Here is a 23,496-nt window from a genome sequence, read left to right as displayed (position 1 = left end):
GCAACTGTTCAACGGTGCTGGTGTTTTTTGCCATTCGGGCGATGAGGAGAGAAGCGTTCAAATGCGGGAAAAGGACTCGGTGGCGGCCTACTTCGTGCAGGCGATGATCCAGGGGCAAGGGGACAATCCACAGCGCTCGCGCGCTGCGCTGGAAGAGGCGGGCATCGACCCGGCATTAATCGAGCAGCCGACTGCGCGAGTGCCGGCGAGCGCGTTTGCCGCGCTGTGGCTGATTCAGATCCGTGACCTGAACGATGAATTCTTCCGCCTCGACTCCCACGGCATGCCGCCCGGCAGCTTCGCGCTGATCTGCCGCGCCTTGATCCAGGAACCCGACCTGCACAAAGCCATGCGCCAATGCCTGGCCAACTTCGCGCTGTTCCTGCGCGACTTTCGCGGCACCCTGACCGTGCGCGGCAAACGCGCCATCATCAGCCTGCAAAGCCAAGCGCAGAACGACGATGTCAGCCGTTTTGGCGAAGAAACCTTCCTGGTGTTGATGATCAGCCTGCTGTGCTGGCTCGGCGGACGTCGCATCCCCATCGACCGTGCCGATTTTCGCCACGAGCGCGTGTCCCTCAGCGATGACCGATTGCTCTGGGGCCCCAACCTGACCTTTGGCGCCGAGCGCACCGAAATCGAATTCGCCAGCCACTACCTGCGCCTGCCGGTGGTGCAGGACCTGGCCTCGCTGAAAGTGTTCCTGCGCACCGCGCCGCAATGGCTGGTGATCCGTTTCCGCAACCAGCACGGCCTGGCCTCACAAGTGCATCAGCGCCTGCGCAACAGCCATTACAGCGATTGGCCGACCTTGCAGGCCTTCGCCCTGGAACAACACCTGAGCCCCAGCACCTTTCGCCGCAAACTGGAGCGCGAAGGCTGTTCGTATCAGGAGATCAAGGATGAGGTACGGCGCGGGGTGGCGTTTGAGCAACTGCGCGAGAGCCGGGCGAATATCAGCGACATTGCTGAACAGCTGGGTTTTCAGGAGCCGAGTGCGTTTCATCGGGCGTTCAAGAAGTGGACGGGGGAGAGCCCGGGGCGGTATCGGGCGCGGTTTCAGGGGGGAGTGGCAGGTTGACTCAATTGAGGTGATATACCGCCGCGCACTATTTACGCGGCGGACCACTGTTCATGCCTCATACGTCGGCGCAGCTGCGATCCCCCAAAAATTGAACCATTTTTTTGGTCACCAGCTGCCGTAAGGAATTCCAAACTTCTCAATATAAAGCTTGGACTTCACACTCACCGGATACGCATAACGGCCTTCATTTTTGCCTTGGTCTGGGCCTAAAGGCTCGATTTCTGCTTTGGCTTGAGCCACCTCAACGGGACGATGGCAGGAATCTCTTACCCAAACCTTCACGACCCCGCCGGGGGCCATGCCTATATAGACAGACGCCACGTATCGGGCCTCTTGTTCGGGGGTGGCCGGGCACCGTTGCATGACAGATGAATGCATCAGTTGTCTGGCTTGCTCGGGTATGTCTATCCAGACTTTATAGGTCTGTGGTTCTACGATGGATTGCCAGCGCACGAATATACGTTTGGGGAGTTCAGCGCCGACCACCGCTTTGCCGGAGCCGCCGACACCTCGCCACCCTTTGGCGGACTCTGTGCCGTCTTCTGGTTGACCGCCTGATGCAGACCCTTTACCAGTGTGGTCAAACCGCTTGCCGTTGATATCTTCTACGGCGCTGTCCTCAACCCAGACTTTCATGTAGTGGGGTTCGACGAAATCAAGTTCCCACCATTGAGACCTAGGGTCATGTTTTGCTGAAAGCGGTTCCGCAGCTTGGCAGCCGGCAATGAAGAGAAGGCTCAGTAACGTGATGAGTCGTTTCATTACCAAAGCGTCCAGTCAGGTACATGAGGATGTTGAACGCGGATTGCGTCCTGCGTGGGGGCGTTAATGTAAACCGCCCTGAGACCGCTACCGTCGTTTCTGCCGAGTGGATGGTTCCAGTTGGCAGACGTGTGGATGAACTTCAGTTTAAGTAGCTGTTCTTCTTTCGGTGTGGTGCTGTAGTCACCGCCGACAAACCGGTCGCACAGCGCCTGAAGCTCTGGTGGTATCGCCAGCTCTGACGAATCCGGAATGTCGTCAAAGCGAACACCTTTTTCTTTCGCCAAGTGATGCATCACGCGCAGATACACCCTTGAAAGCTTGCCGCTCACCGGGCGCTTTAGCTGCAAAGCGGCATAGACTCTTTTTTGTCCTGGGTTAAGTCGGTCTTGCGGTTCATGCGGTAATTCGAAGGCGGCAGGCGTGACAATTTCCAGTAACTGGGCAGGCCAGCCGTTAGATACCCGTTGGCTTTTTACCCTCGCCGCATCGCGGTATATCGACGTGGTGGTGACATCCGTATTGATTGGTACGTCAAGCGCTTGCATCGGGCTGACTAGCACGCACTCTTGCGCCTCCTCGAGGTATCCGCCGCCAATATCTGAATGGACGCCGGGGACCGTGATTTCTGTGAAATCAGGTTTGATTCGGCTGAGGGCAAAGTTAGCTCGGCATTCGTCACGCGCTACCAGTTGGACGACGTCGGTGAAAAAGCGCCGATCGAGGTAGAGTCTGATGCCTGTTGCGATGGGGCTTTTGATATTCCCCAAGTTAGACCAGCCAGCAATCGATGGCACGGTATCGAACAGGCCGATAAAGCCCATATTGATGCTGCTTTTGTATTGGTCAATGAAAGTCGAACCAAAGGCTTTGGGGTTGCCGCGCAGGACGTCTCCTAAAGGACCTTGCTTGCCACGCACAATTTCATTGGCGAAATGCCGAGCGGCTGCGGCACCGCGGCTAAAGCCGAAGGTATCGAACGTCAATGAGGTAATTTCACTGTCGGGGTTATCGACCAACACTTCATTGATGCGCTGCTTGATCAGTGCGAACGAGGACTGAACTCGTCTAGCAACGCCGGTTTCTCCGCGCCCGGCGCCTGCACCCAGGACACTGTCTTTTTCACCCGACAACGTTCCGATGCCTTCAACGTAAACGACGCGGGAGGCAATTTTTTGCGACCCTTCGCCTTCTGCTTGTTGAGTCACGCTATACAGATCACTCAGCTTTTTTACATTGCTGGTGTCGTTGCCGTAGCTACTGTCCGGATCACTCATGAACGGCTTGCAACTGGCATTGATATCTTTTGGCGCAATGGGGTGATGGGCACCGCAGAGCAAACCCGCTTCGGCGTTATTGGCGTTATTACCAGTGCCATCGAAGAAGACACCAATGCGTAACGCAATGCCCGTTTTTTGTGGGGTGGGCGCGGGAGCCTTGCCGTGTTTTTCGTATTCAGCCCAGCGCTCAGCGTGAATGTCGACTGGCTTGGCTTCTTCGTAACGGTAGTTTTTAGGCGGGTTGGGTACGTAGCCGCTCATCCTTGATTCCTTGGACTTGATCCCTGATTAACGCGCGCAGGGTGACACTCAGGGTAGAGGGAAGCAATGGATGGCACTTTGATTCAGCGGCATTCTTAGCGTTGTAGGACGTTCTTGGCAGGCTATTCAACATCGCGAATGTGCTCTTGTTTAAGAGCCATCGAAGTTACGTCCGGAAAGCTACAAAACCTTGCGCCGTTGCCTACGGCTACGCCAGAATCCGCCGGCTTGTGCGGTTTGACCCCGGACTCTATCGTTTCCCTGCCACTGCTCATCAGTGGTCGGGTTTAGTCGCCCGTCGTAGTCAAGTCGCACGATGTCTCTATCAGTCGGGTATCCCATCCCTGCTCCTGATGGTGGCTGTGCGCAGGGCGCCTTCGGGCGCGCCGATTTCTTGGCTCATCGGTCGACTAACCTGTGCGCAGCTGCCTCCCTATCGTTTAGTCGCGAACGGGTTGCAGCCTCACTCATGTATGAGGTCAGAGCCAATGTTCAAAGTCACACCCAATCCCCCCGACACCGATCCAGCCTCCCCGTACGAACCCGATTCAAAGAAATTCCACGAAGCCGCCGAGCGAGCGCTCGACTTCCACTTCCCGTCAAATGCCGACATCAAAGCCACGCCGCGAACCCGCAGCACCCTGTTTTCTGTTGACCCTGAAGCCACGGCCGAAACCCTGGCGGTTTATCTGGTCGAGACACTGGCTTCGGTCGATGTGATGGTCCATCAGTTGGTAGATCATCTGGAGGGCGAGTCGCGTTACGCGCTTTTGGGTATTTCGAACAGCATCATGGTCGCGGAGATCACGGCGAACCGGGTGTTGGATAAAATTGATCTGCCCAAGTAAGTACAGTCTGCTGTGGTAAGTCAGTTGCGATGCAGCGGCCCTCTTTGGGGCCGTTGCAGCGTATCGACAAGCGCCCTCGCCAGAGTTGTTTCCCACCTGCGCAATTTCCAGCTGAAGTACCATGTCGACACTGTCGCCTTCAGCGACCTTCCTCTGCCGAGTTCATCGATCCATGCCTGCGGCACTCTCCCGTTTCACCTCATTGCTCGACCAGGCCCGGCGCGCTTTGCTCCTGGTCTGGGGCACTTCTCGCGGGCTGTTTCTGGGGCTGGTCCTGGCCACCCTGATCGCCGGTGTCCTCCCGGCGCTGGCCGCGTGGCTCGGCCAGCGCATCGTCGATGCTGTCGTGACTGCCATGCAATTGCACGCGCAGCAAGGCAGTGCGCCGTTGTGGCCGGTGGTGCGTTATGTGTTGTTTGAGGCGGGAGTGCTCGCGTTGTTGTCCGGGGCGCAGCGGGCGCTGTCGGTGCAGCAATCGTTGCTGCGGGTGCAGTTGGGGCAGAAGGTCAACACGATGATTCTGGAGAAAGCCCAGACGTTATCGCTGGTGCAGTTCGAGAACTCCGAGTTTTACGACAAGTTGGTGCGGGTACGTCGCGAAGCGTCGACCCGGCCCTTGGCGCTGGTGATGAAGTCGCTGGGGCTGATCCAGAACCTGATCGTGCTGATCAGCTTCGGCGTGTTGCTGGTGCATTTTTCGCCGTGGGCGCTGGTGCTACTGGTGGTCGGCGCGTTGCCGGTGTTTTTCGCCGAAGCGCATTTTTCCGGGGACGCGTTTCGGCTGTTCACGCGCCGTGCGCCGGAGAGCCGGCAGCAGAATTACATCGAGACGCTGCTCTCCCATGAGGGCTACATCAAAGAGGTCAAACTGTTCGGCTTCGCGCCGCTGTTGCTGAAGCGCTATCGCGAGACGTTTGCCCGCCTGTATGCCGAAGACCGGCGCCTGACCTTGCGCCGCGATGGCTGGGGGTTTGTCCTTGGCTTGCTCGGCACCGGCGCGTTTTACCTGGCCTATGCCTGGGTGGTGGTCGATACCGTCCACGGCAATATCAGCCTCGGGCAGATGACCATGTACCTGGTGCTGTTCAAGCAGGGTCAGAGCGCAGTGAGCAGCAGTTTGAGCGCCATCAGTGGTCTCTACGAAGATGGCCTGTACCTGTCGAGTCTTTATGAATACCTCGCCGAACCGGTGGTCGCCGACGCCGGGCATCTGACCGTTGGCGCGCTGCCCTGCGATGGTTTGCGTTTCGAGAACGTCGGTTTTCGGTATCCGGGGGCCAGTCGAGCCGCCCTTGAAGGCATCGACTTGCACCTGGTGCCGGGTCGCAGCATGGCGCTGGTGGGGGAGAACGGATCGGGCAAGACCACGATGATCAAGTTGCTGACCCGCCTGTACCGCCCCGATCAGGGCCGTATCTTGCTCGACGGCAGCGATTTGCAGACCTGGGAAGAGGATGCTTTACGCCGGCGCATCGGGGTGATTTTTCAGGATTACATCCGCTACCAGTTTTCCGTCGGCGAAAACATCGGCGTCGGCGATACGCTGGCGTTCAACGACGAACAACGCTGGAAAGAGGCCGCCGCCGAAGGCATGGCCGCACCGTTCATCGAAGGCCTGGATCGAGGCTACGCCACGCAGCTGGGCCGCTGGTTTGCCGGAGGGCAGGAACTGTCGGGCGGACAGTGGCAGAAGATCGCCTTGTCCCGCGCCTACATGCGCCGCAACGCGGACATCCTGATTCTGGATGAGCCGACTTCGGCCCTCGACCCGGCGGCGGAAGCGGCGGTGTTCCAGCATTTCAGCGAACACACGGAAGGTCGCATGACGCTGCTGATTTCCCATCGGTTTTCCAGCGTGCGCAACGCGGACCACATCATCGTGCTGGATCAAGGGGCGATCCTTGAACGCGGTGATCATGACAGTCTGGTCGCAGCGGGTGGGCGCTATGCGCAGTTGTTCAACCTGCAAGCCCAGGGTTACCGCTAGGCCCGGCGATTCGCTGCGGTTTTGACTTCATCAAACTGTCGATGGCCTGGCGATACTGGTTTCCCCCCAGGCTCATGCTGTTGTTGTGCGTGCCACCGGGCACCAACAACAAACGCTTGGGCTCGCTGGCCGCATTGAACAATTGCTGGCTGAACCGCGAGGGCATGAACGTGTCGGCCTGGCCATGGACCACCAGCAGCGGCATGTCGATGTCGACGATCTTGTCGATGGAGTCGAATTTCTGTGACAGCAGCCAGCGCACCGGCAACCAGGTCACGGGCAGATTGTTCTCGGCCACTGCGGCCACGGCATCGCCGAGCGTGGTGAAGGTGGATTCGATCACCAGACCGCGCACCGGTATCGCGCTGTGGTCCTTTTTCGCTTGCGCCGCCAGGTCGGCCGCGAGGTCGATGGCCACCGCACCGCCCAGGGAGTGGCCGTAGATCAAGCGCTTGTTGGCGTCCGGTTGCATCGCCTTGAAGCGCTCCCAGGCGACGCGGGCGTCTTCGTAGACACTGGCTTCCGACGGCAGATCACCTTTGCTCTGGCCAAAACCGCGGTAATCGATGGCCAGCACCGAATACCCCATCGCTCGTAACTGCTCGATGCGGAACGCCTGGCCGGTCAGGTTCCAGCGCACACCATGCAAATAGAGGATCGACGGCGCATCGCGACGGGCGGCCGGCCACCACCACGCATGCAGGTTTTGCCCGGCCTTGAAGCTGGCAGGCTTGATGTCGAACTCCTGAACGTCCTGCGGCAGACCGTGATACCAGCCAGCGATGCCCGGCTCGATACGAAACAGCAGTTCACGCTCCTTGTACTTGAGCACGCCACAACTCACGGGCAAGCCGAGGATCAGCGCAGCCATGCACAGAATTGGCAGCCAGCGTCGGCTCATGCGGCTCATCAGGTTCGAAAACATGCGGTGGTCCGGGGACGGGAATCAAAGCTCGGGTTTTAACAGATGCGTGGCGGGGCGTGGGGATAAATTCGACGGTCGTGTGAATGGCCGGCTTGGGTGGTGACCAATCGGGCCCCATCGCGGGCAAGCCCGCTCCCACAGGGGACTGGATTTCAATGTGGGAGTGAGTCTGTTCGCGATAGCGTCAGTTCGGCCCGCACATCTCCCACATTGGAATGCATATCCCTTGTGGGAGCGGGCTTGCTCTGGGCGGCATTTCGACTTACCAGCTCGGGCATCGCGATCATCAGCGGCGCCCAAGCAGCCGGCGCCGGCTACTGATCAGTCCACTTTCAAGACAATCTTGCCGATGTGATCGCCGGCTTCCATCCGCGCATGGGCCTGCGCCGCATCGGTGTAGGCGTAGACCTTGTCGATCATCGGCAGGCAACGGCCAGCGGCCAGTACCGGCCAGACATACTCACGCAGCTGTTCGGCAATCGAGGCTTTTTCTTCGCGAGTGCGCGAGCGCAGCAGGGAGCCGGTGATCGTCGCGCGCTTGCTCATGATCCCCAACAAGTCGACGTCGTTGGCGCGTGCACCGCCGAGAAAGCCCAGCATCACTAGTCGGCCTTCCATGCCCAGCGCCGCAACGTTCTGGTTGAAGTACGAGCCGCCCATGATGTCGAGGATGACATTGACGCCTTTGCCGGCGGTTTTCTCCTGGATGACCTGGACGAAATCCTGATCACGGTAGTTGATCGCTTCGGCGCCGAGCTGGCGGATCGCCGCGCATTTTTCCTCGCTGCCGGCGGTGGCGAAGGCCTTGACGCCGAATTCGCGGCAGAGCATCAGCGCGGTGGTGCCGATGCCGCTGGTGCCGCCGTGAATCAGTGCGCGCTGGCCTTTGCTGGCGCCGCCCATGTCGAAGAGGTTGGCCCACACGGTGAAATAGGTTTCCGGGACTGCGGCCGCGTGGACCCAATCCATGCCTTCTGGTATCGGCAACGTCTGGCTGGCCGGGGCGACGCAATACTGCGCGTAACCGCCGCCATTGGTCAGTGCACAGACTTTGTCGCCGACAATGAATTCGCTGACGCCGGCACCGATGGCCACCACTTCGCCGGCCACTTCCAGCCCCGGGATCGGGCTCATGCCGGGTTTCATCGGGTACTTGCCGGCGCGTTGAATCACGTCGGGACGGTTGACCCCGGCGGCGTGCACACGAATCAGCACTTCACCGGCACCGGCGCTTGGAACCGGTTCCTGGCGCGGCTTCAGCACGTCGGGACCGCCGGGTTCGGTGATTTCAATCAGGGTCATGGTTTGCGGCAAAGTCATGTAGAAGTCCTGTCGAGAAAGTTGTCTGTAAATGAGATCGCATGAGCCAACCAATGATTCAGTCAAACCACCAATCCCTGTGGGAGCGAGCGTGCTCGCGATAGCGGTGTGTCAGTCACATTGATGTTGGATCTGCCTACGTCTTCGCGAGCAAGCTCGCTCCCACAGGGGATCTGTTCAGTAACCGCATCGCCTGTTCCAGCATCAGTGCAACCACAATGGCACCCGCCGCCACAACGAACAACAGCGCATGATGCCCGCCGCTGGCATTGAACAACGCCGAATAGGCAAAGCCCGCAATCGCCTGGAACGTGGCGAACGACACCGTGGCGCGGCTCCAGGCAATCTGTTGCTGGTGATGGTTGGGGATCAGCTCATGCACCCGGGCCAGCGCCAATGGCACGATGCCTGGCGGGAACGAACCGAGGATCACCGCCAGCACGGCCAGCGCCGTGAAAGAACTCGCTATCGACAGCAAGCCCACGGCAATCGCCTGCACCACAAGCACCAGCCGGATACTCAACCGGGCGCCGAGCTTATCGGCCAGAAAACCGTAACTCACCGGCCCGATGATCGCGCCCAGGCCGTACATCACCCACATCAGTGCACCGACGTGCGCCCCGGCACCGAGCCCACGAGCCACGTAATCCACCAGGAAGACCATCGCCGGCACCAGCCCGGCAGCCATGAAGGCGTATTGGGCGAACAACAGGTAAACGCCAGGATCGGTCGGTGTCGTGGATGTTTCAATCGATACAACGGCCTGAGGGTGCGCCGCTTTTGGCCATGCGAACCAACTCGCGGCGGTCAGAACCAGTGACAGAATGCCCAGGCCAAACCAGGTTTGCTGCAACCCAAGGCTCAGCAAAGGCGGGACAATCGTCCCCGAGCCGGCAATGCCCAGGCCGATACCAAGGAAAATCGCGCCGCTGGCCAAGCCCCGGCGAGACGCCGGCACGTGGGGCAATACCGTTGCAGCCACCAACACCATGATCGCGCCGCCCGCCACGCCGGACAGCAGGCGCCAGCCGAAGAACCAGCTCACCGACAAGGGAAAACCACAGGCAAAGAATGCCAGGGTCACGGCCAGCATCATCAGGCGCAGGGCCGTGGTGTTGGAGGTGCGGTTGGCCAGCGGTCGGCCGATCAATGCGCCGATCAAGTAGCCGACAAGGTTGGCGGCGCCGAGGTACACCACGTCGCTGGCGGAAAACCAGTGCGCCTGGATCAGCGACGGAATCAACGGCGTGTAGGCAAACCGCGCCAGGCCAATACTGACCAGGCTGGCGGCGAGGCCGGCGAAGATCGGCAGCCAGATCGCGCTGCGCGGGGTGGTCGATGTGCTGTGCATGAGAGCAGTCCTGTGAGGTTATCTCTGGTGCCCAGCGTATCGAGAATTATTGATGCAGTAATGCAGCGATTTCGCGCTACAGTGATGCGAATTTGCATTATCAGGAAAACCCTATGAATTGGGATGACGCACGGGTGTTTCTGGCGGTGTGCCGCGAATCGACGCTGCGCGGTGCGGCGCGGGTGCTGGGGGTCGATCAGGCCACGGTCGGGCGGCGGGTCACGGCGCTGGAAAAGTCCTTGAGCGCGACACTGTTCCTGCGCACCTCCGAAGGTTACGCGCTGACGGCGGTCGGCGAAGCAGCCTTGCAGGCCGTGGAAAAAATGGAGGTGTCGGCGTTGGAGCTGGAACGGCAGATCCTCGGCCTGGATGATCGGCTGACCGGTACGGTACGGGTCAGCACCACCGATTCGCTGGCCATTGATTTCCTGATCCCGGCGATTGCCCGGTTGCACGACAAACACCCGGATGTGCGGGTGCAACTGGACGCGTCCACGCAAATGATCAGCCTGGCCAAGCGCGAAGCCGACATCGCGGTACGCAATGCCCGGCCGGACAACCCGGACCTGATCGCCCGGCGTATTGCCCGTTGGCCGGTGGGCCTGTTCGCCTCGCAACGGTATGTCGACGCCCACGGCGTGCCGGAACCAGGTTCGGCATTTGAAGGACATGATCTGGTGGCTTACCAGCCGTATCTGGCAGGCAACAAGGAGATGACGCTGGTGTCGGAACCGGTGAGCCGCGGGCGAATCGTATCGAGCCTGGGTTCCAGCCTGCTGGTGCGTCGAGCCATCGCAGCAGGGCTCGGCGTTGGGGAAATTCCGGTGTACATGGGGGAGAGGGACGGGCTGGTCAGGCTGTGGCCGGAACGCACGCGACCGGTGCCCTATGACGTCTGGCTGGTGACCCACGCGGACTTGCGGCATACCGCCCGGGTCCGCGCGGTGATCGATGAAATTGTCGCGGGGTTTTCCGGTACTGGCGAATAAAAGTCAAAAGATCGCAGCCCCGTTCCCCTGTAGGAGCTGTCGAGTGAAACGAGGCTGCGATCTCTTGATCTTTACGGCATTTCCGGCAGCTCTTGCGGCCGCAGGTCAAACACCAGCACTTCGGCATCCACTCCATTATTCAGGGTCAGCACCTGTTCCTGGCGAACCCGCACGCCATCGCCTTCCTGCAACGGCACGCCGTTGAGTTCGACGCTGCCACGGGCCACATGCACATAGGCGTAGCGGTTGGCGGCCAGTTCCAGGGTGGCGCTTTCCTTGCCGTCGATCAGCGCGGCATACACCCGTGCATCCTGACGCACCTTCAGCGAACCCTTGTCCCCGTCCGGGGAGATGATCAGTTGCAGACGCCCACGTTTTTTCTGGGTGCTGAAGTGCTCTTGCTGGTAACGCGGTTTAGCGCCGCTGACTTCCGGCACGATCCAGATTTGCAGAAAGTGCACCGGCCGCGTGGCCGAGTGGTTGTATTCGCTGTGCGCCACGCCGCTGCCGGCGCTCATCAACTGCACGTCACCGGGACGAATCACCGAGCCGGTGCCCAGGGTGTCCTTGTGTTCCAGAGCGCCTTCGAGCACGTAGGAGAAAATCTCCATGTCGCGGTGCGGGTGCTGGCCGAAACCTTTACCCGCCGCCACGCGGTCGTCATTGATCACCAGCAGATCGGAAAAACCCTGTTCTTTGGGATTGCGATAGTTGGCGAAGGAAAAGGTATGGAACGACTTCAACCAGCCGTGATTGGCGGCGCCGCGATCCGAGGCTTTGCGAAGGGTCAGCATGATGAAATCTCCTGTGGGGACGTTGATTCGTCCGAGTGAGGAGAAGGTTAATGTTTATCGGTGGGTGCAATAAGTAGATGAAAATTGAAATACTGTCCTGATCAGGTTGACAGTAATGTGCAGTCGATCACGTATTCTTCTCCGACGCCGGCGTCACACTTGGCCATAATGCATAGCATCCCTTTTGCGCCGGACACTGGCCCCTGTGGGAGTGAGCCTGCTCGCGATAGCGGTCTCACATTCAACAGTAATGGTGGGTATAAGTCCGCTATCGCGAGCAGGTTTTGTGTCTGGCAGATGGACTTTCTTTTGACTTCAGTGATTTTGAACCCATGAAAACCGTGGCTATGGTGTTGTTCCCCGACTTCCTCCTGCTGGACATGGCCGGCCCCATGGAAGTGTTTTCCATCGCCAATCGTTATCTGCCGGCGCACGAGCGTTACGAGCTGTCGACCATTGGCACTGAACCTGGCGCGTTGCGAGCGTCCAACGGCGTAAGCGTGCACACCGATCTGCACATCGATCAGGCCACCCAGGCGTATGACCTGTTGCTGGTGCCCGGCGGTCCGGGGGCCTATAACGAAAAACACCCACAGTTGTTGTGCTGGCTCAAAGACGCCGTCGGGCGGGCCGGGCGCTACGGCTCGATCTGCACCGGTGTGTTCGTACTCGGGCATGCCGGTTTGCTGGAAGGCTATCGCGTCACCACCCATTGGCATTACACGGAGCGCCTGATCAAAGGGTTTCCCGAGGCAATAGTGGAGACCGATAAGATTTACGTGCAGGACCGTAACCTCATCACCTCCGGCGGTGTGACCGCCGGTATCGACCTGGCGCTGGCGGTGGTCGCCGAAGACCACGGCAAGAAAGTCGCCCAGGACGTGGCCAAGGTGTTGCTGGTAGTGATGAAACGCCAGGGCGGACAGGCGCAGTTCAGTCCATTGATGGCCACTGTCGCACCGCAGGAAACCCCGATCACCCGCGTGCAGAACCATGTGCTTGAACACCTCGATGAAGCCTTCAGCATCGAACGCATGGCCTGCTTCGCGAACATGAGCGAACGGCATTTTGCCCGCACGTTTGCCCGGGAAGTGAACATGACGCCCATGGAGTTTTTGCAAAGTGCTCGCATCGACTGCGCCCGCAACCTGCTGGAAACCAGCGAACTGCCGCTCAAGACCGTGGCCTTCAAAAGCGGTTTCGGCAGTGTGCGGCACATGCGTTTTTTGTTCAGTGAAAAGCTGGGCCTGACCCCCAGCCAATACCGCGAACAGTTCAGCTAGAGCGTTTGTGTCCGTTATGCGCACCGCGATGGCTGTGACACTCCTACCGTGGCAGTTGAACCGTCACTGAGGCCTGCCAAGATACTTGGCAACGTTTTGCAACGGAGGTGCGGGAGCCTGGAGGGCGCATGCGATGGGTGTTGTCGCACGGTAAGCCGAGCCAGGTTTCAGCCTGTGGATGGACATGAACAGCCTCATAGATTTGAACAGCGATGCGGTGCTGCGATTCGGCCCCTACGCCTTCCACCTGCAACAACGGCTGATCCTGGAAGGTGATCGACCGTTGCGCATGGGCGGTCGGGCGCTGGATATTTTGCAGGTACTGGTCGAGCGTGCCGGCGACGTCGTCAGCAAGGATGAATTGATTGCCCAGGTCTGGCCGACCTCCGTGGTCGAGGAAATCAACCTGCGGGTGCACATCGCGGCCCTGCGTCGCGCCCTGGGTGACGGGCAGAATGGCCAGCGCTACATCGTCAACATCCCCCAGCGCGGCTACAGCTTTATCGCCCCTGTGGAACAGGTGCCCGCAGGCACGCTGGTGTTGTTCGAGAACGTGCAAAGACACCAGCACAACTTGCCGGCCCGGTTGACGCCGGTGACCGGTCGGGATTCGATTGTCGGCAGTCTGGTCCGACAGTTGCCGGTCCGTCGCCTCATGACCCTGGCCGGCCCCGGCGGTATCGGCAAGACCACGGTGGCGTTGCGTGTTGCCGAACTGCTGTTGCAGCACTATGAAGACGGCGTGTGGCTGGTGGATTTTTCAATGATCGATGACCCGGCGCGGGTGGTCGATCATCTGATCCAGACCCTTGAACTGGACGTCGGAACAACGCTGGAGGTGCTGGCAAACCGGCACACATTGCTGGTGCTCGATAACTGCGAGCACTTGCAGGAACGCTGCCGGACCCTGGTCGAGGATTTATTGGCTTCGGCACCTCGCCTGTCGATTCTGGTGACCAGTCGCGAACCCTTGCAGGCGCTGGGGGAAACGGTCCAGCGCCTGGCCTCTCTGGCGGTGCCGCCCGCGTCGGTCTTGCACAGCGTCACCGAAACCATGGGGTATTCGGCGGTGCAGTTGTTCGTCAGTCGCGCCCGAGCCCGTCAACAAGGCTTTACCCTGCGCGAACAGGACCTCAAGGCCGTGCGCGAAATCTGCCAGCGGCTCGACGGTTTGCCGCTGGCGATTGAAATGGCGGCGGGGCAGATCGACGCCTTGGCGCTGGTGGGCTTGCAAGCGCAGCTCGACAACTGTTTTCAACTGCTGACCCAAGGCCGGCGCACCGCCGTGCCCCGGCATCAAACCCTCAAGGCTGCGCTGGACTGGAGCTATGAGCGACTCGGCGAACGCGAGCAAACCGTGCTGCAGCGCCTGTCGGTGTTCAAGATGTCCTTCACCCTTGATGCGGCGATTGGCGTGAGCAGTTGCGCACGGCTCAAGCCCGATGTACTGGCGGAGCTGGTTGAGCGACTGGTGGCCAAATCGTTACTGTCAAAGGATCAAGTCAACGGCACCAGCCGTTATCGTTTTCTCAACACCACCCGCCGCTATGCGCTGGAGAAGCTTGAGCTGAGCGGCCAGGAGCGTGTGTTCGAGAGGCGTTACTCGCACTACATCAGTCGCGCGCGCAGGGCCTCAGGGGTGCCATTGTCCATGGAGCTCGTCGAGTAAGCACCGGACTTTGTGCAAGTCCGGTGTCGCGAAACCTTCGGTGAACCGGTTGTAGACCGGCGCCAGCAACTCATGGGCCTGCTGGTACAAGCCCTGGCGCTGCCAGAGTTGCGCCAGTGAGGTGGCGCTACGCAGTTCCCAGGCCAGGGCGCCTTGATGCCTGGCCACATTCAATGCCCGAACCAGCATCTCTTCGGCCGCTCCGATGTTGTGGGAACGAGCCTGCTCGCGATGATCCCCCAGCGACGGAGTGTCCTGCGCCATCAACGCATCAGCCCTGGCGCGCAGTATCTCCGCCGTGCTCCATCCTGCCGCCCCGGTATCGGCTCGCTGCAGCAAGGTTTCATCGACAAAGCCGCTGTCGAGCGTGACCATGATTTCGCCGATCAAGCCCGCCCCCGGCCGATTGGGCAACTGCGCTTCTTCGCGATCAATTACCTGCGCGTAATGTTGTGCCCAGTTATAAAACAGCAGCACCGAATGTTTTTGCGCTTGCTCCAGCAACAGGCGCAAGAGATCGCGAGCGGTCTGATGATCGCCGTTGTAGTGGGCGATCAGGCATCCGGCCAGCGCCAGGGTGTAGCAGATCGACGTGCCGTGGTCGATCTGAATCGCGATGTCCAGTGCCTGTCGGGCGGTGCGCCAGGCTTGTTCCGGCTGGCCTTGCACCCAGAGGATGCGCGCCAGAATTGTCAGGGCGGCAACGCTCTGATCGTATTGCACGCCAAACCCGTGGGTGAAGCGGTTGAGGTGACCGCTCTGGGCCATGCGCTGGATGACCTGTTCGGCGTTCTCCCGCGCCAATGGCTGATTGCCGGAAAAGTGCAGCGCCAGAACGCGTAAGCGGTGTGTGCTGAGAGACAGGACGGCGTCGTCATCGCCTCCCAGTCGGTCGAATTGCTGGCTCTGCTCCAGCGCCATTTGGTAGTGGCCGCAACTGAGGTTGACCGCCATGTACCCCGACAACGCCCGGAGCTGGCCAGCCACGTCGTTGGCGGTTTTGGCCAGGGTCCGGGCGCTGACGAACGCCTCGATGGTTTCGGCGGTGCCGCCCTGGGTGTGGTAGCAAGAGCTGCCCAGCGCCAGCTTCAGGTCCATCTTCAGACGAGGGCAGGGCTCGGCGTTCGCGTCGAGCAAGGCGAGCGCCTTGCGCACATAGACCCCGTGTTCCTTGAGCAGCGACAGTTCTTGCCAGAGTGGCGTGGACGTTGCCGCCAGACGAATTGCCAGCGCTTGCGGCCCCTGGCTATTCAAGCCCCAGTCGAGGGCCGAGCGAATGTCTTCCAGGCTGCGCGCGTAACGCTCGATCCACAGGCTCGTGGAAGTCTGCTCCCAATCAGCCTGGGCTTGATGCATCACGGCCAGGCAGCGTTGGGCGTGGCGTTCACGGGTGTCCGGCAGATCAGCGGCCTCGGCGAGTTTTTCCAGGGCATAGCTGCGGGTCGTGTCGAGTAACCGATAGAACACTTCTTCGTCGCCCACCTCGACGTTCAACAGCGACTTGGCCACCAGTTGCGTGATCGAGCCAAACACCACGTCGGGCTCGATGTGTTCGCCGACGATCACGGCCGCTGCCGACTGCAGGGTGAAACCGCCCCTGAACACCCCGAGGCGGCGCAGGCATGTCTGCTCGCAGGCACTGAGCAACTGGAAACTCCAGTCGAGAGTGGCGCGCAGTGTCTGGTGTCGGCCCAGCGTCGACTGACAGCCCTGAGTGAGCACGCGGAAACTGCCCTGCAATTGCGCCAGCAATCCGCTCACACCAAAGTGGTCGACTTGCGCCGCCGCCAGTTCGATGGCCAATGGAATACCGTCCAGGCGCCGACAGATCTCGATCGCCAGCGGCAGTTCTTCTTCAGTCAGTTCAAAGCTGTCCTGGCTGGCCATGGCCCGTTCGACGAACAGCTGCAGCGCCGAAAACGTCAACGCCTGAGCACGGTCGAGCACGGCGATGGGCGGCGGACAATCCAGCGAGTCAAGACGCTGAACGTATTCGCCCTCGGCGCGCAGGCTCTCGCGGCTGGTGGCCAGAATGTGCACCTGAGGGGCTGCGCGCAGGAGGCTTTCGCAGAGCAGAGCGATGGCGTCGATCAAGTGTTCGCAGTTGTCGATCACCAGCAGCATCTGCCGTTCGCGCAGAAACGCCGCGAGGCCGCTCGCGGGTTCGGCGTCATGCAGCGACAAACCCAGCAGCGTGGCCAGGTGAGGGCCGATCATCAACGGGTCGCTGATCGGCGCCAGGTCCAGCAGACGAATGCCGTCCCGGTAGCGGCCAATCAATTGTTCGGCGACCCGCAGGGCCACGGTGGTCTTGCCGATCCCGCCTGGGCCGACGAGGGTGATGAAACGCTGGCGTGGCAGCTGCAACATCAGGTTGTCGACCAGTGGCTGGCGACCAATCATGCGCGTGTGCCGGATTGGCAGGTTGTGGCCGCTTGTTGCAGGTTCTTCGGCTTCGGGATGCTGCCCGATCTGTTGCAGCGAAAAGGGCGCCACAAAACTGTAGCCGCGTTGGGCCACGGTGATGATGTAGCGCTGGCCGGCCTGGCCGTCGCCAAGGGCTTTGCGCAGCGCCGCCATGTGCACCCGCAGGTTGATGTCTTCGACCACGCTTTTGGGCCAGACCCTGGCGATCAATTCTTGCTTGGCGACCACTTTTCCCGCGTGTTCCAGCAGGATCAACAGAATGTCCAGGGCACGCCGACCCAGGCGCAAAGGCTGGTCGGCCTCCATCACCAGGCGTTGTCCGGGGTAGACCCGGTAGGGGCCGAAATGGATGGCCTGTTCGGGGGAAAGGGTCAACGTGTCACTCCTGCTTGCAACCGTCTGGTACGCGATTTTCGAGCATATTCCTCAGGTTTTGACGTGAACGCAACGCGGTGTCCGGAAGACTGGCGGGTGTCCGTCCGGACCGGTGCGTTCCGGGTGTCGTTCTCAAGCACCTGTTCATTGGGGGTGAGGGTAGCAAAGTACGTGTTAAGGCTTTTGGCGCGCCAAGGAAAATTAACAACGTTTAACTCGTGCTCAGTGTGGTCTACGCCCAAAACTCGGTTGCTTCAACTTCCGCTGGTCTGGTGGGAACGAGCCTGCTCGCGATAGCGGTGGGGCTGCCTGCATCTGTTTTGAATGTGCCGCCGCCTCGCTTCCACAGTAGGGCGGTGGTGTTGCAAAGGGATTAATACCTCAAGAGGACGCTTGAATGAGCAACGTGGTGGTGGTCTATCACAGTGGCTATGGGCACACCCGTGTCTTGGCCGAGGCCGTCGCCCTCGGTGTGGAGCGGCACCTGGGCAGCACCAGTTTGCTGGTGCCGGTCGAGGACGTGGACCAGCACTGGGATCGATTGCACAGCGCCGACGCCATCATTTTCGGCGCCCCGACCTACATGGGCAGCGCTTCGGCGTCCTTCAAGAGCTTCATGGAATCCACGGCGGCGTTTTACCTGGCTCAGCCATGGCGCGACAAGCTGGCGGCGGGGTTCACCAACTCCGGCTGCCTGTGCGGCGACAAACTCAACACCTTGCTGCAACTGGCGGTGTTCGCCGCGCAACATTCGATGATCTGGGTCGGCCTCGACGTGCTGCCGGCACGGTCGAGCACCGGCGTGTTCGACGGACAGCTCAATCGCCTCGGCAGTTCGCTCGGGGTCATGGCCCAGTCGAATGTCGAACAGTCCCCCGAGCTGGCGCCTCCGCCGGAAGACCGCTGCACCGCCGCACACCTGGGCGAGCGCGTGGCGCGACTCGCCGAGCGCATGGGCCACTCACCGCTTTGAAACACCCCCAACACTCGCAAAGGAGATATCGCATGAGTACTTTCACGACCCGAGACGGCACCGAGATTTATTACAAGGACTGGGGCACCGGTCAGCCAATCGTATTCAGTCACGGCTGGCCGCTGAACGCCGACAGCTGGGAATCGCAGATGATCTTCCTGGCCTCCAAAGGCTATCGGGTCATCGCCCACGACCGCCGTGGCCATGGTCGCTCCAGCCAGCCGTGGACCGGCAACGACATGGACACCTACGCCGATGACCTGGCGCAGTTGATCGAGTTGCTCGACCTCAAGGACGCCGTGCTGTTCGGCTTCTCCACCGGCGGTGGCGAAGTGGCGCGCTACATCGGTCGCCACGGCACTGGCCGCGTGGCCAAGGCCGGGCTGATCTCCTCGGTGCCGCCGTTGATGCTCAAGACCGAAGCCAACCCCGGTGGCTTGCCGATCGAAGTGTTCGACGGCATTCGCCAGGCGTCCCTGGCCGACCGTTCGAAGCTTTACATCGACCTCGCCAGCGGACCGTTCTTCGGCTTCAACAAGCCTGACGCCAAGCCTTCCCAGGGCATGATCGACTGGTTCTGGATGCAAGGCATGATGGCCGGTCACAAGAACACGTTTGACTGCATCAAGGCGTTCTCCGAAACCGACTTCACCGAGGACTTGAAGAAGTTCGATATCCCGACGCTGGTGGTGCACGGCGACGCGGATCAGGTGGTGCCCATCGAAGCGGCGGGCATTGCGTCGGCAAAACTGGTGAAAGGATCTACGCTGAAGATCTACCCCGGTGCACCCCATGGCTTGACTGACACTCACAAGGATCAGCTCAACGCTGAGCTGTTGGCGTTCTTGAAGGGATGATGAACCCCGGCGCGAATTTAAATCCGCGCCGGTTTTCGCTGCTGGTGAGAGCGGCTAACTGTCGAGATCAAGTCCATGAAAAAGCTGACGAATGCCACCGGCGCCCCGGTGGCCAATAACCTCAATATCCAGACGGCCGGCCCTCGTGGGCCGGCACTTGCGCAAGATAGCTGGATGTTTGAAAAACTCGCCCACTTTAACCGCGAAGTCATCCCCGAGCGGCGCATGCACGCCAAGGGCGCTGGCGCTTACGGCACGTTCACCGTCACCCACGACGTCAGCCGCTACACCAAGGCCAGTATTTTCAGCGCCGTGGGCAAACAGACGCCGTTGTTCGTGCGGTTTTCCTCGGTGGCCGGCGAGCGCGGCGCGGCGGATGCCGAGCGCGATATCCGTGGCTTCGCGGTGAAGTTCTATACCGACGAAGGCAACTGGGACATTGTCGGCAACAACACGCCGGTGTTTTTCTTCCGCGACCCGCTGCGTTTCGCCGACCTTAATCACGTGGTCAAGCGTGACCCGCGCACCGGTCTGCGCAACGCCACCAGCAACTGGGATTTCTGGAGCTTGCTGCCGGAGGCGCTGCACCAGGTGACCATCGTCATGAGCGATCGCGGGATTCCGGTCAGTTTTCGCAACATGCACGGTTTCGGCAGCCACACGTTCAGCCTGATCAACCGTGACAACAAACGGGTGTGGGTGAAGTTTCACTTTGTTTGTCAGCAAGCCATTGAAAACCTCACGGATGCCGAGGCGCAAGCGGTGGTCGGCAGGGACCGCGAGAGCAATTTGCGGGACCTGTACGAAGTCATCGAACAGGGTAATTTCCCGCGTTGGAAATTGTGCATTCAGGTGATGGAGGAGGAACAGGCCAACACCTACCGGCACAATCCATTCGACCTGACCAAGGTCTGGCCGCACGGTGATTTCCCGCTGATCGAAGTGGGCATCATGGAGCTCAATCGTAACGCCGAGAACCACTTCGCCGAGATCGAACAGGCCGCCTTCTCGCCGGCCAACGTGGTGCCAGGCGTGAGCTTTTCACCGGACCGCATGCTTCAGGCGCGGCTGTTTTCCTACGGTGATGCTCAGCGCTATCGCTTGGGGGTCAACTTCAATCACATCCCGGTCAACGCACCGCGCTCACCGTCGCACAGCTATCACCGCGACGGCGCCATGCGTACCGACGGCAACCTGGGTGGCACCGCCAGTTATTTCCCCAACAGCGTGGGTGAATGGCAGGACTCGCCGGAACTGGCCGATCCGCCGCTGCCGGTGGAAGGCTTTGCCCAGCACTATGACCATCGGCTTGAGAATGACCACTACGAACAGCCGGGCAATCTGTTCCGGTTGCTGGACCCGCAGCGTAAACAGTTGCTGTTCGACAACACCGCACGGGCGATGAATGGCGTGCCGCAGGCGATTCGCCAGCGCCATATCGAGAACTGCACCAAGGCTGACCCGGCGTATGGATTCGGGGTGGCTGAGGCGTTGGAGCGGCTTTCTCCGTTGGGCTGACGCAACCCACGTAGCAGCTGTCATTCGACCGCTGCTACGACGCTTGTGACGTCGAACATTACGCGTGTAGTTCGGCGGCGTAGGTGGGGCGATGGGGAAGGGGGCGCACGGTACGGCAACGCCAGGCAAACGGGTTGATGCCTTCACTGCGGGTGAAGATATGACAGAAATGCGCTTGATCGCAGAAGCCGCATTCGAGGCTGATTTGCGTCAGGGTCAGTTCGGTGTCCTGGATCAATTGCTTGGCGCGGGCAATACGCTGGTGGCGAATCCAGTCCTGGGGCGAGAGCCCGGTGCTGCACTTGAATGCGCGGGAGAAATGACTGCGTGAGAGGGCGCAGGCGCTAGCCAACTCGGTTACTTCAATGGTCTCGCCGAGGCGCTCGAGGATCAGCTGCTTGACCAGGCTTTCGCGCCACGGGGTCAGACCGCCGGTGGTTTTCTTTCGCGCTTGAGTATCAGTCGCGCGGGCGACGTTTCGCTGAGATTGGGCCATGACAGATGTCCGTGTCGGTGAGCTTCATTCTTGGTCGCGACGCGCTGGCAGGCGAGTTAAACGTTGTTAATTCCATCCGTGTACACAGGTAAGCAACAGCGCTAACTCAGCACATTGCTGCAATTTCCAAGGCCGTTTGCCCTGCACAATCGATGTCAGTGTGCGGCGTTTGCATGGCCGTTTTTTTGACTCGAAAAAGGTGAAAGCATGAAACATTCTCTGGCAAGTGCACTGGGGCTGGCGGTGGCGATGGCTGCCGGAGTGTGTGCGGCGCAGGCGCCTGCTCAGGTCGGCACACAGGCGCCGGGCTATTTCCGCCTGGCGGTGGGCGATTACGAAGTCACGGCGCTGTTCGACGGCTACAACGACCTGTCGCCCAAACTGCTCAAAGGCCTGACCCAGAGCCAGATCCGCGCGCTGCTGGCCCGCCGTTCGATTGAAACACCGGGCGTGCAGACCGCGTTCAATGCCTTTTTGATCAACACAGGCAAGCAATTGATCCTGGTCGATACGGGCGCCGGCCAATGCATTGGCGCCACCGCCGGCATGCTCTCGGACAACATGAAAGCCGCCGGTTATGAGCCTGCGCAAGTCGATACGATTTTGTTGACGCACCTGCACCTGGACCACGTCTGCGGGCTGGTCGACGCCCAGCACAAACCCGTGTTCGCCAATGCCACCGTCTTTGCGGCGAAGGCGGAAGCCGCGTACTGGCTCGATCCTCAGGCGCTTGCCAAGGCCCCCGAGGGCGCCAAGCCGTATTTCAAAATCGCCCAGGACTCGACCGCACCGTATGTGGCCGAGGGTCGTTTCAAGACGTTCGATGCCGGTCAGTCGCCGGTGCCGGGTGTGGTCGATGCCGAGCTGGAAGCCGGGCACACGCCGGGCAGCACCACCTACCGGTTCACTTCCCAGGGGCAGAGCATTCTGTTCATGGGCGATCTGGTGCATAACCTCGCGGTGCAGTTCGAACACCCTGAGGTGTCGATCGGTTTTGACGTCAACAGCCAGCAGGCGATCAAGAGCCGCGCCACCGTGTTCACGGCTGCAGCGGCGAGCAAGACCTGGGTGACGGCGGCGCACTTGCCGTTCCCCGGCATTGGCCACATCGCCGCCCAGGGCAAGCATTTCCAGTGGGTGCCGGTGGAATACGGGCCTTACAAACGTGCGGCGAACGTGCCGCTGATCGAGTAAAGTCGCCGGCTGAACACAGAAGGGAACCGTGCCTATGAACCGTAACGATCTGCGTCGCGTCGACATGAACCTGTTGGTGATTTTCGAGGCGTTGATGTTCGAAAAAAACCTCACTCGTGTGGCTGAAAAACTGTTCATGGGCCAGCCGGCGGTCAGCGCGGCGCTGGGACGGTTACGTGATCTGTTCGACGATCCGTTGTTGCTGCGCAATGGGCGCGCCATGGAGCCGACGGCGCGGGCGCTGGCGATTCTCAAGGAGCTGCAACCGGCGATGGATGTGATTTCCGGGGCGGTGAGCCGGGCCAAGGAGTTCGATCCGACGACTAGCTGCGATGTGTTTCGTATCGGGCTGTCGGACGATGCCGAGTTTGGTTTGTTTCCGCCGCTGTTGACGCAGCTGCGCGAGGAGGCGCCGGGGATTGTCGTGGTGGTGCGTCGGGCCAATTATCTGTTGATGCCGGCGTTGTTGGCGTCAGGGGAAATTTCGGTGGGGGTAAGTTACACCACGGATTTGCCGGCGAATGCCAAGCGCAAGACCTTACGCGATATTCCGTGCAAGGTGTTGCGTGGTGACAAGCGGCCGGGGCCGCTGACGCTGGATGAGTATTGTGAGCGGCCGCATGCAATGGTGTCGTTTTCGGGGGATTTGAGCGGCAACATTGATCTGGATCTGGCGAAGATCGGGCGCTGTCGGCGGGTGGTGTTGGGGGTTCCGCAGTTCAGTGGGTTGCGTGCGTTGTTGGCCGGGACTGAGATGATTGCGACGGTGCCGGATTATGCGGCGTGTGCGTTGGTTGAGGGGTGTGCGTTGAGGGCTGAGGATCCGCCGTTTCCGATTGAGGCTGCGCAGTTGTCGATGGCTTGGAGTGGGGTGCATGACAATGATCCGGCGGAGCGGTGGTTGCGGGCTCGCATTAGTCAGTTTATGTCGCTGCCTTTGGGGATTCCGTCTTAAACGTGGACTTGGCGGCCTTTGGGCCGACCATGTTCTCTTGGGTGTATTTGGGCCAATTGTGGGAGCGAGCTTGCTCGCGATGGCGGCCTGATAGCCGACCAGTTTCTTTCGGGTGTGCATATCTGTTGCTGCGGTAACGGCGGCTGAC

At 60.5% G+C, this 23,496-nt stretch carries 19 protein-coding genes; 11 read left to right on the top strand and 8 right to left on the bottom strand.

What is annotated here, in order from left to right; genetic code table 11:
• Positions 1 to 61 precede the first annotated feature (61 nt).
• Positions 62 to 1,081, top strand: coding sequence for an AraC family transcriptional regulator (locus tag ACM6I0_RS14075; protein WP_414922584.1), 1,020 nt, complete (start codon positions 62 to 64; stop codon positions 1,079 to 1,081).
• Positions 1,082 to 1,189: 108 nt separating this feature from the next.
• On the opposite strand, the gene ACM6I0_RS14070 is transcribed toward ACM6I0_RS14075, so the two are convergent.
• On the bottom strand, positions 1,190 to 1,846 hold the full coding sequence (locus tag ACM6I0_RS14070) for a DUF2931 family protein (protein WP_285433272.1): 657 nt from the start codon (positions 1,844 to 1,846) through the stop codon (positions 1,190 to 1,192).
• Positions 1,846 to 3,387, bottom strand: coding sequence for a T6SS phospholipase effector Tle1-like catalytic domain-containing protein (locus ACM6I0_RS14065; RefSeq protein ID WP_285433273.1), 1,542 nt, complete (start codon positions 3,385 to 3,387; stop codon positions 1,846 to 1,848). Before ACM6I0_RS14065 ends, ACM6I0_RS14070 begins: the two co-directional genes overlap by 1 nt.
• 488 nt (positions 3,388 to 3,875) lie before the next feature.
• Here ACM6I0_RS14065 and ACM6I0_RS14060 point away from each other — a divergent pair, with 488 nt between their 5' ends.
• On the top strand, positions 3,876 to 4,235 hold the full coding sequence (locus tag ACM6I0_RS14060) for a DUF6124 family protein (protein ID WP_285433274.1): 360 nt from the start codon (positions 3,876 to 3,878) through the stop codon (positions 4,233 to 4,235).
• Positions 4,236 to 4,407: 172 nt separating this feature from the next.
• Positions 4,408 to 6,222, top strand: a complete 1,815-nt coding sequence (locus ACM6I0_RS14055; RefSeq protein WP_285433275.1) for an ABC transporter ATP-binding protein — start codon at positions 4,408 to 4,410, stop codon at positions 6,220 to 6,222.
• On the opposite strand, the gene ACM6I0_RS14050 is transcribed toward ACM6I0_RS14055, so the two are convergent.
• From ACM6I0_RS14050 to ACM6I0_RS14040, 3 genes are all read right to left on the bottom strand, one after another.
• Positions 6,194 to 7,147, bottom strand: a complete 954-nt coding sequence (locus ACM6I0_RS14050; protein WP_414922583.1) for an alpha/beta hydrolase — start codon at positions 7,145 to 7,147, stop codon at positions 6,194 to 6,196. The genes ACM6I0_RS14055 and ACM6I0_RS14050 overlap by 29 nt on opposite strands.
• A gap of 321 nt (positions 7,148 to 7,468) precedes the next feature.
• Positions 7,469 to 8,467: an NAD(P)H-quinone oxidoreductase gene (locus ACM6I0_RS14045; RefSeq protein WP_208667682.1), complete on the bottom strand. Its 999-nt coding sequence runs from the start codon at positions 8,465 to 8,467 to the stop codon at positions 7,469 to 7,471.
• A gap of 136 nt (positions 8,468 to 8,603) precedes the next feature.
• The gene (locus ACM6I0_RS14040) at positions 8,604 to 9,818 is read right to left on the bottom strand and encodes a YbfB/YjiJ family MFS transporter (RefSeq protein ID WP_414922582.1); all 1,215 of its coding nucleotides are present in this window, start codon (positions 9,816 to 9,818) and stop codon (positions 8,604 to 8,606) included.
• A gap of 113 nt (positions 9,819 to 9,931) precedes the next feature.
• Between ACM6I0_RS14040 and ACM6I0_RS14035 the strand changes: the two genes are divergently transcribed.
• Positions 9,932 to 10,807 carry a LysR family transcriptional regulator gene (locus ACM6I0_RS14035; protein WP_414922581.1) on the top strand — a complete coding sequence of 292 codons (876 nt, stop codon included), beginning with the start codon at positions 9,932 to 9,934 and terminating at the stop codon, positions 10,805 to 10,807.
• Positions 10,808 to 10,878: 71 nt separating this feature from the next.
• On the opposite strand, the gene ACM6I0_RS14030 is transcribed toward ACM6I0_RS14035, so the two are convergent.
• Entirely contained in the window at positions 10,879 to 11,601 is a 723-nt protein-coding gene (locus ACM6I0_RS14030) for a pirin family protein (RefSeq protein ID WP_414922580.1), read from the bottom strand.
• A 332-nt stretch (positions 11,602 to 11,933) separates the two neighbouring features.
• Between ACM6I0_RS14030 and ACM6I0_RS14025 the strand changes: the two genes are divergently transcribed.
• Both ACM6I0_RS14025 and ACM6I0_RS14020 read left to right on the top strand, forming a co-directional pair.
• Entirely contained in the window at positions 11,934 to 12,884 is a 951-nt protein-coding gene (locus tag ACM6I0_RS14025; protein ID WP_414922579.1) for a GlxA family transcriptional regulator, read from the top strand.
• Between the two features lie 184 nt (positions 12,885 to 13,068).
• Positions 13,069 to 14,553 (top strand): ATP-binding protein, encoded by a 1,485-nt coding sequence (locus ACM6I0_RS14020; RefSeq protein WP_414922578.1) that lies wholly within the window; start codon positions 13,069 to 13,071, stop codon positions 14,551 to 14,553.
• On the opposite strand, the gene ACM6I0_RS14015 is transcribed toward ACM6I0_RS14020, so the two are convergent.
• Positions 14,518 to 17,355, bottom strand: coding sequence for an ATP-binding protein (locus ACM6I0_RS14015; RefSeq protein WP_414922577.1), 2,838 nt, complete (start codon positions 17,353 to 17,355; stop codon positions 14,518 to 14,520). The genes ACM6I0_RS14020 and ACM6I0_RS14015 overlap by 36 nt on opposite strands.
• A gap of 397 nt (positions 17,356 to 17,752) precedes the next feature.
• On the opposite strand from ACM6I0_RS14015, the gene ACM6I0_RS14010 reads away from it, so the two are divergent.
• From ACM6I0_RS14010 to ACM6I0_RS14000, 3 genes are all read left to right on the top strand, one after another.
• Positions 17,753 to 18,328: a flavodoxin family protein gene (locus ACM6I0_RS14010; RefSeq protein WP_285433284.1), complete on the top strand. Its 576-nt coding sequence runs from the start codon at positions 17,753 to 17,755 to the stop codon at positions 18,326 to 18,328.
• 32 nt (positions 18,329 to 18,360) lie between these two features.
• Positions 18,361 to 19,185, top strand: coding sequence for an alpha/beta fold hydrolase (locus ACM6I0_RS14005; protein WP_285433285.1), 825 nt, complete (start codon positions 18,361 to 18,363; stop codon positions 19,183 to 19,185).
• Between the two features lie 75 nt (positions 19,186 to 19,260).
• The gene (locus tag ACM6I0_RS14000; protein WP_414922576.1) at positions 19,261 to 20,703 is read left to right on the top strand and encodes a catalase; all 1,443 of its coding nucleotides are present in this window, start codon (positions 19,261 to 19,263) and stop codon (positions 20,701 to 20,703) included.
• 58 nt (positions 20,704 to 20,761) lie between these two features.
• Here ACM6I0_RS14000 and ACM6I0_RS13995 read toward each other — a convergent pair whose 3' ends face one another.
• Positions 20,762 to 21,199 (bottom strand): helix-turn-helix domain-containing protein, encoded by a 438-nt coding sequence (locus tag ACM6I0_RS13995; RefSeq protein ID WP_414922575.1) that lies wholly within the window; start codon positions 21,197 to 21,199, stop codon positions 20,762 to 20,764.
• 207 nt (positions 21,200 to 21,406) lie between these two features.
• On the opposite strand from ACM6I0_RS13995, the gene ACM6I0_RS13990 reads away from it, so the two are divergent.
• Complete coding sequence (locus tag ACM6I0_RS13990; protein ID WP_414922574.1) at positions 21,407 to 22,393, top strand: MBL fold metallo-hydrolase; 987 nt, start codon at positions 21,407 to 21,409, stop codon at positions 22,391 to 22,393.
• Between the two features lie 34 nt (positions 22,394 to 22,427).
• Positions 22,428 to 23,348, top strand: a complete 921-nt coding sequence (locus ACM6I0_RS13985; RefSeq protein ID WP_285433289.1) for a LysR family transcriptional regulator — start codon at positions 22,428 to 22,430, stop codon at positions 23,346 to 23,348.
• The last annotated feature ends 148 nt before the right edge of the window (positions 23,349 to 23,496 follow it).

The organism is Pseudomonas sp. IT-P294 (genome assembly GCF_949767865.1).
GTDB lineage: Bacteria > Pseudomonadota > Gammaproteobacteria > Pseudomonadales > Pseudomonadaceae > Aquipseudomonas.
Note: the sequence above shows the minus strand (reverse complement) of the source record. Positions and strands in the feature narration are given on the sequence as shown.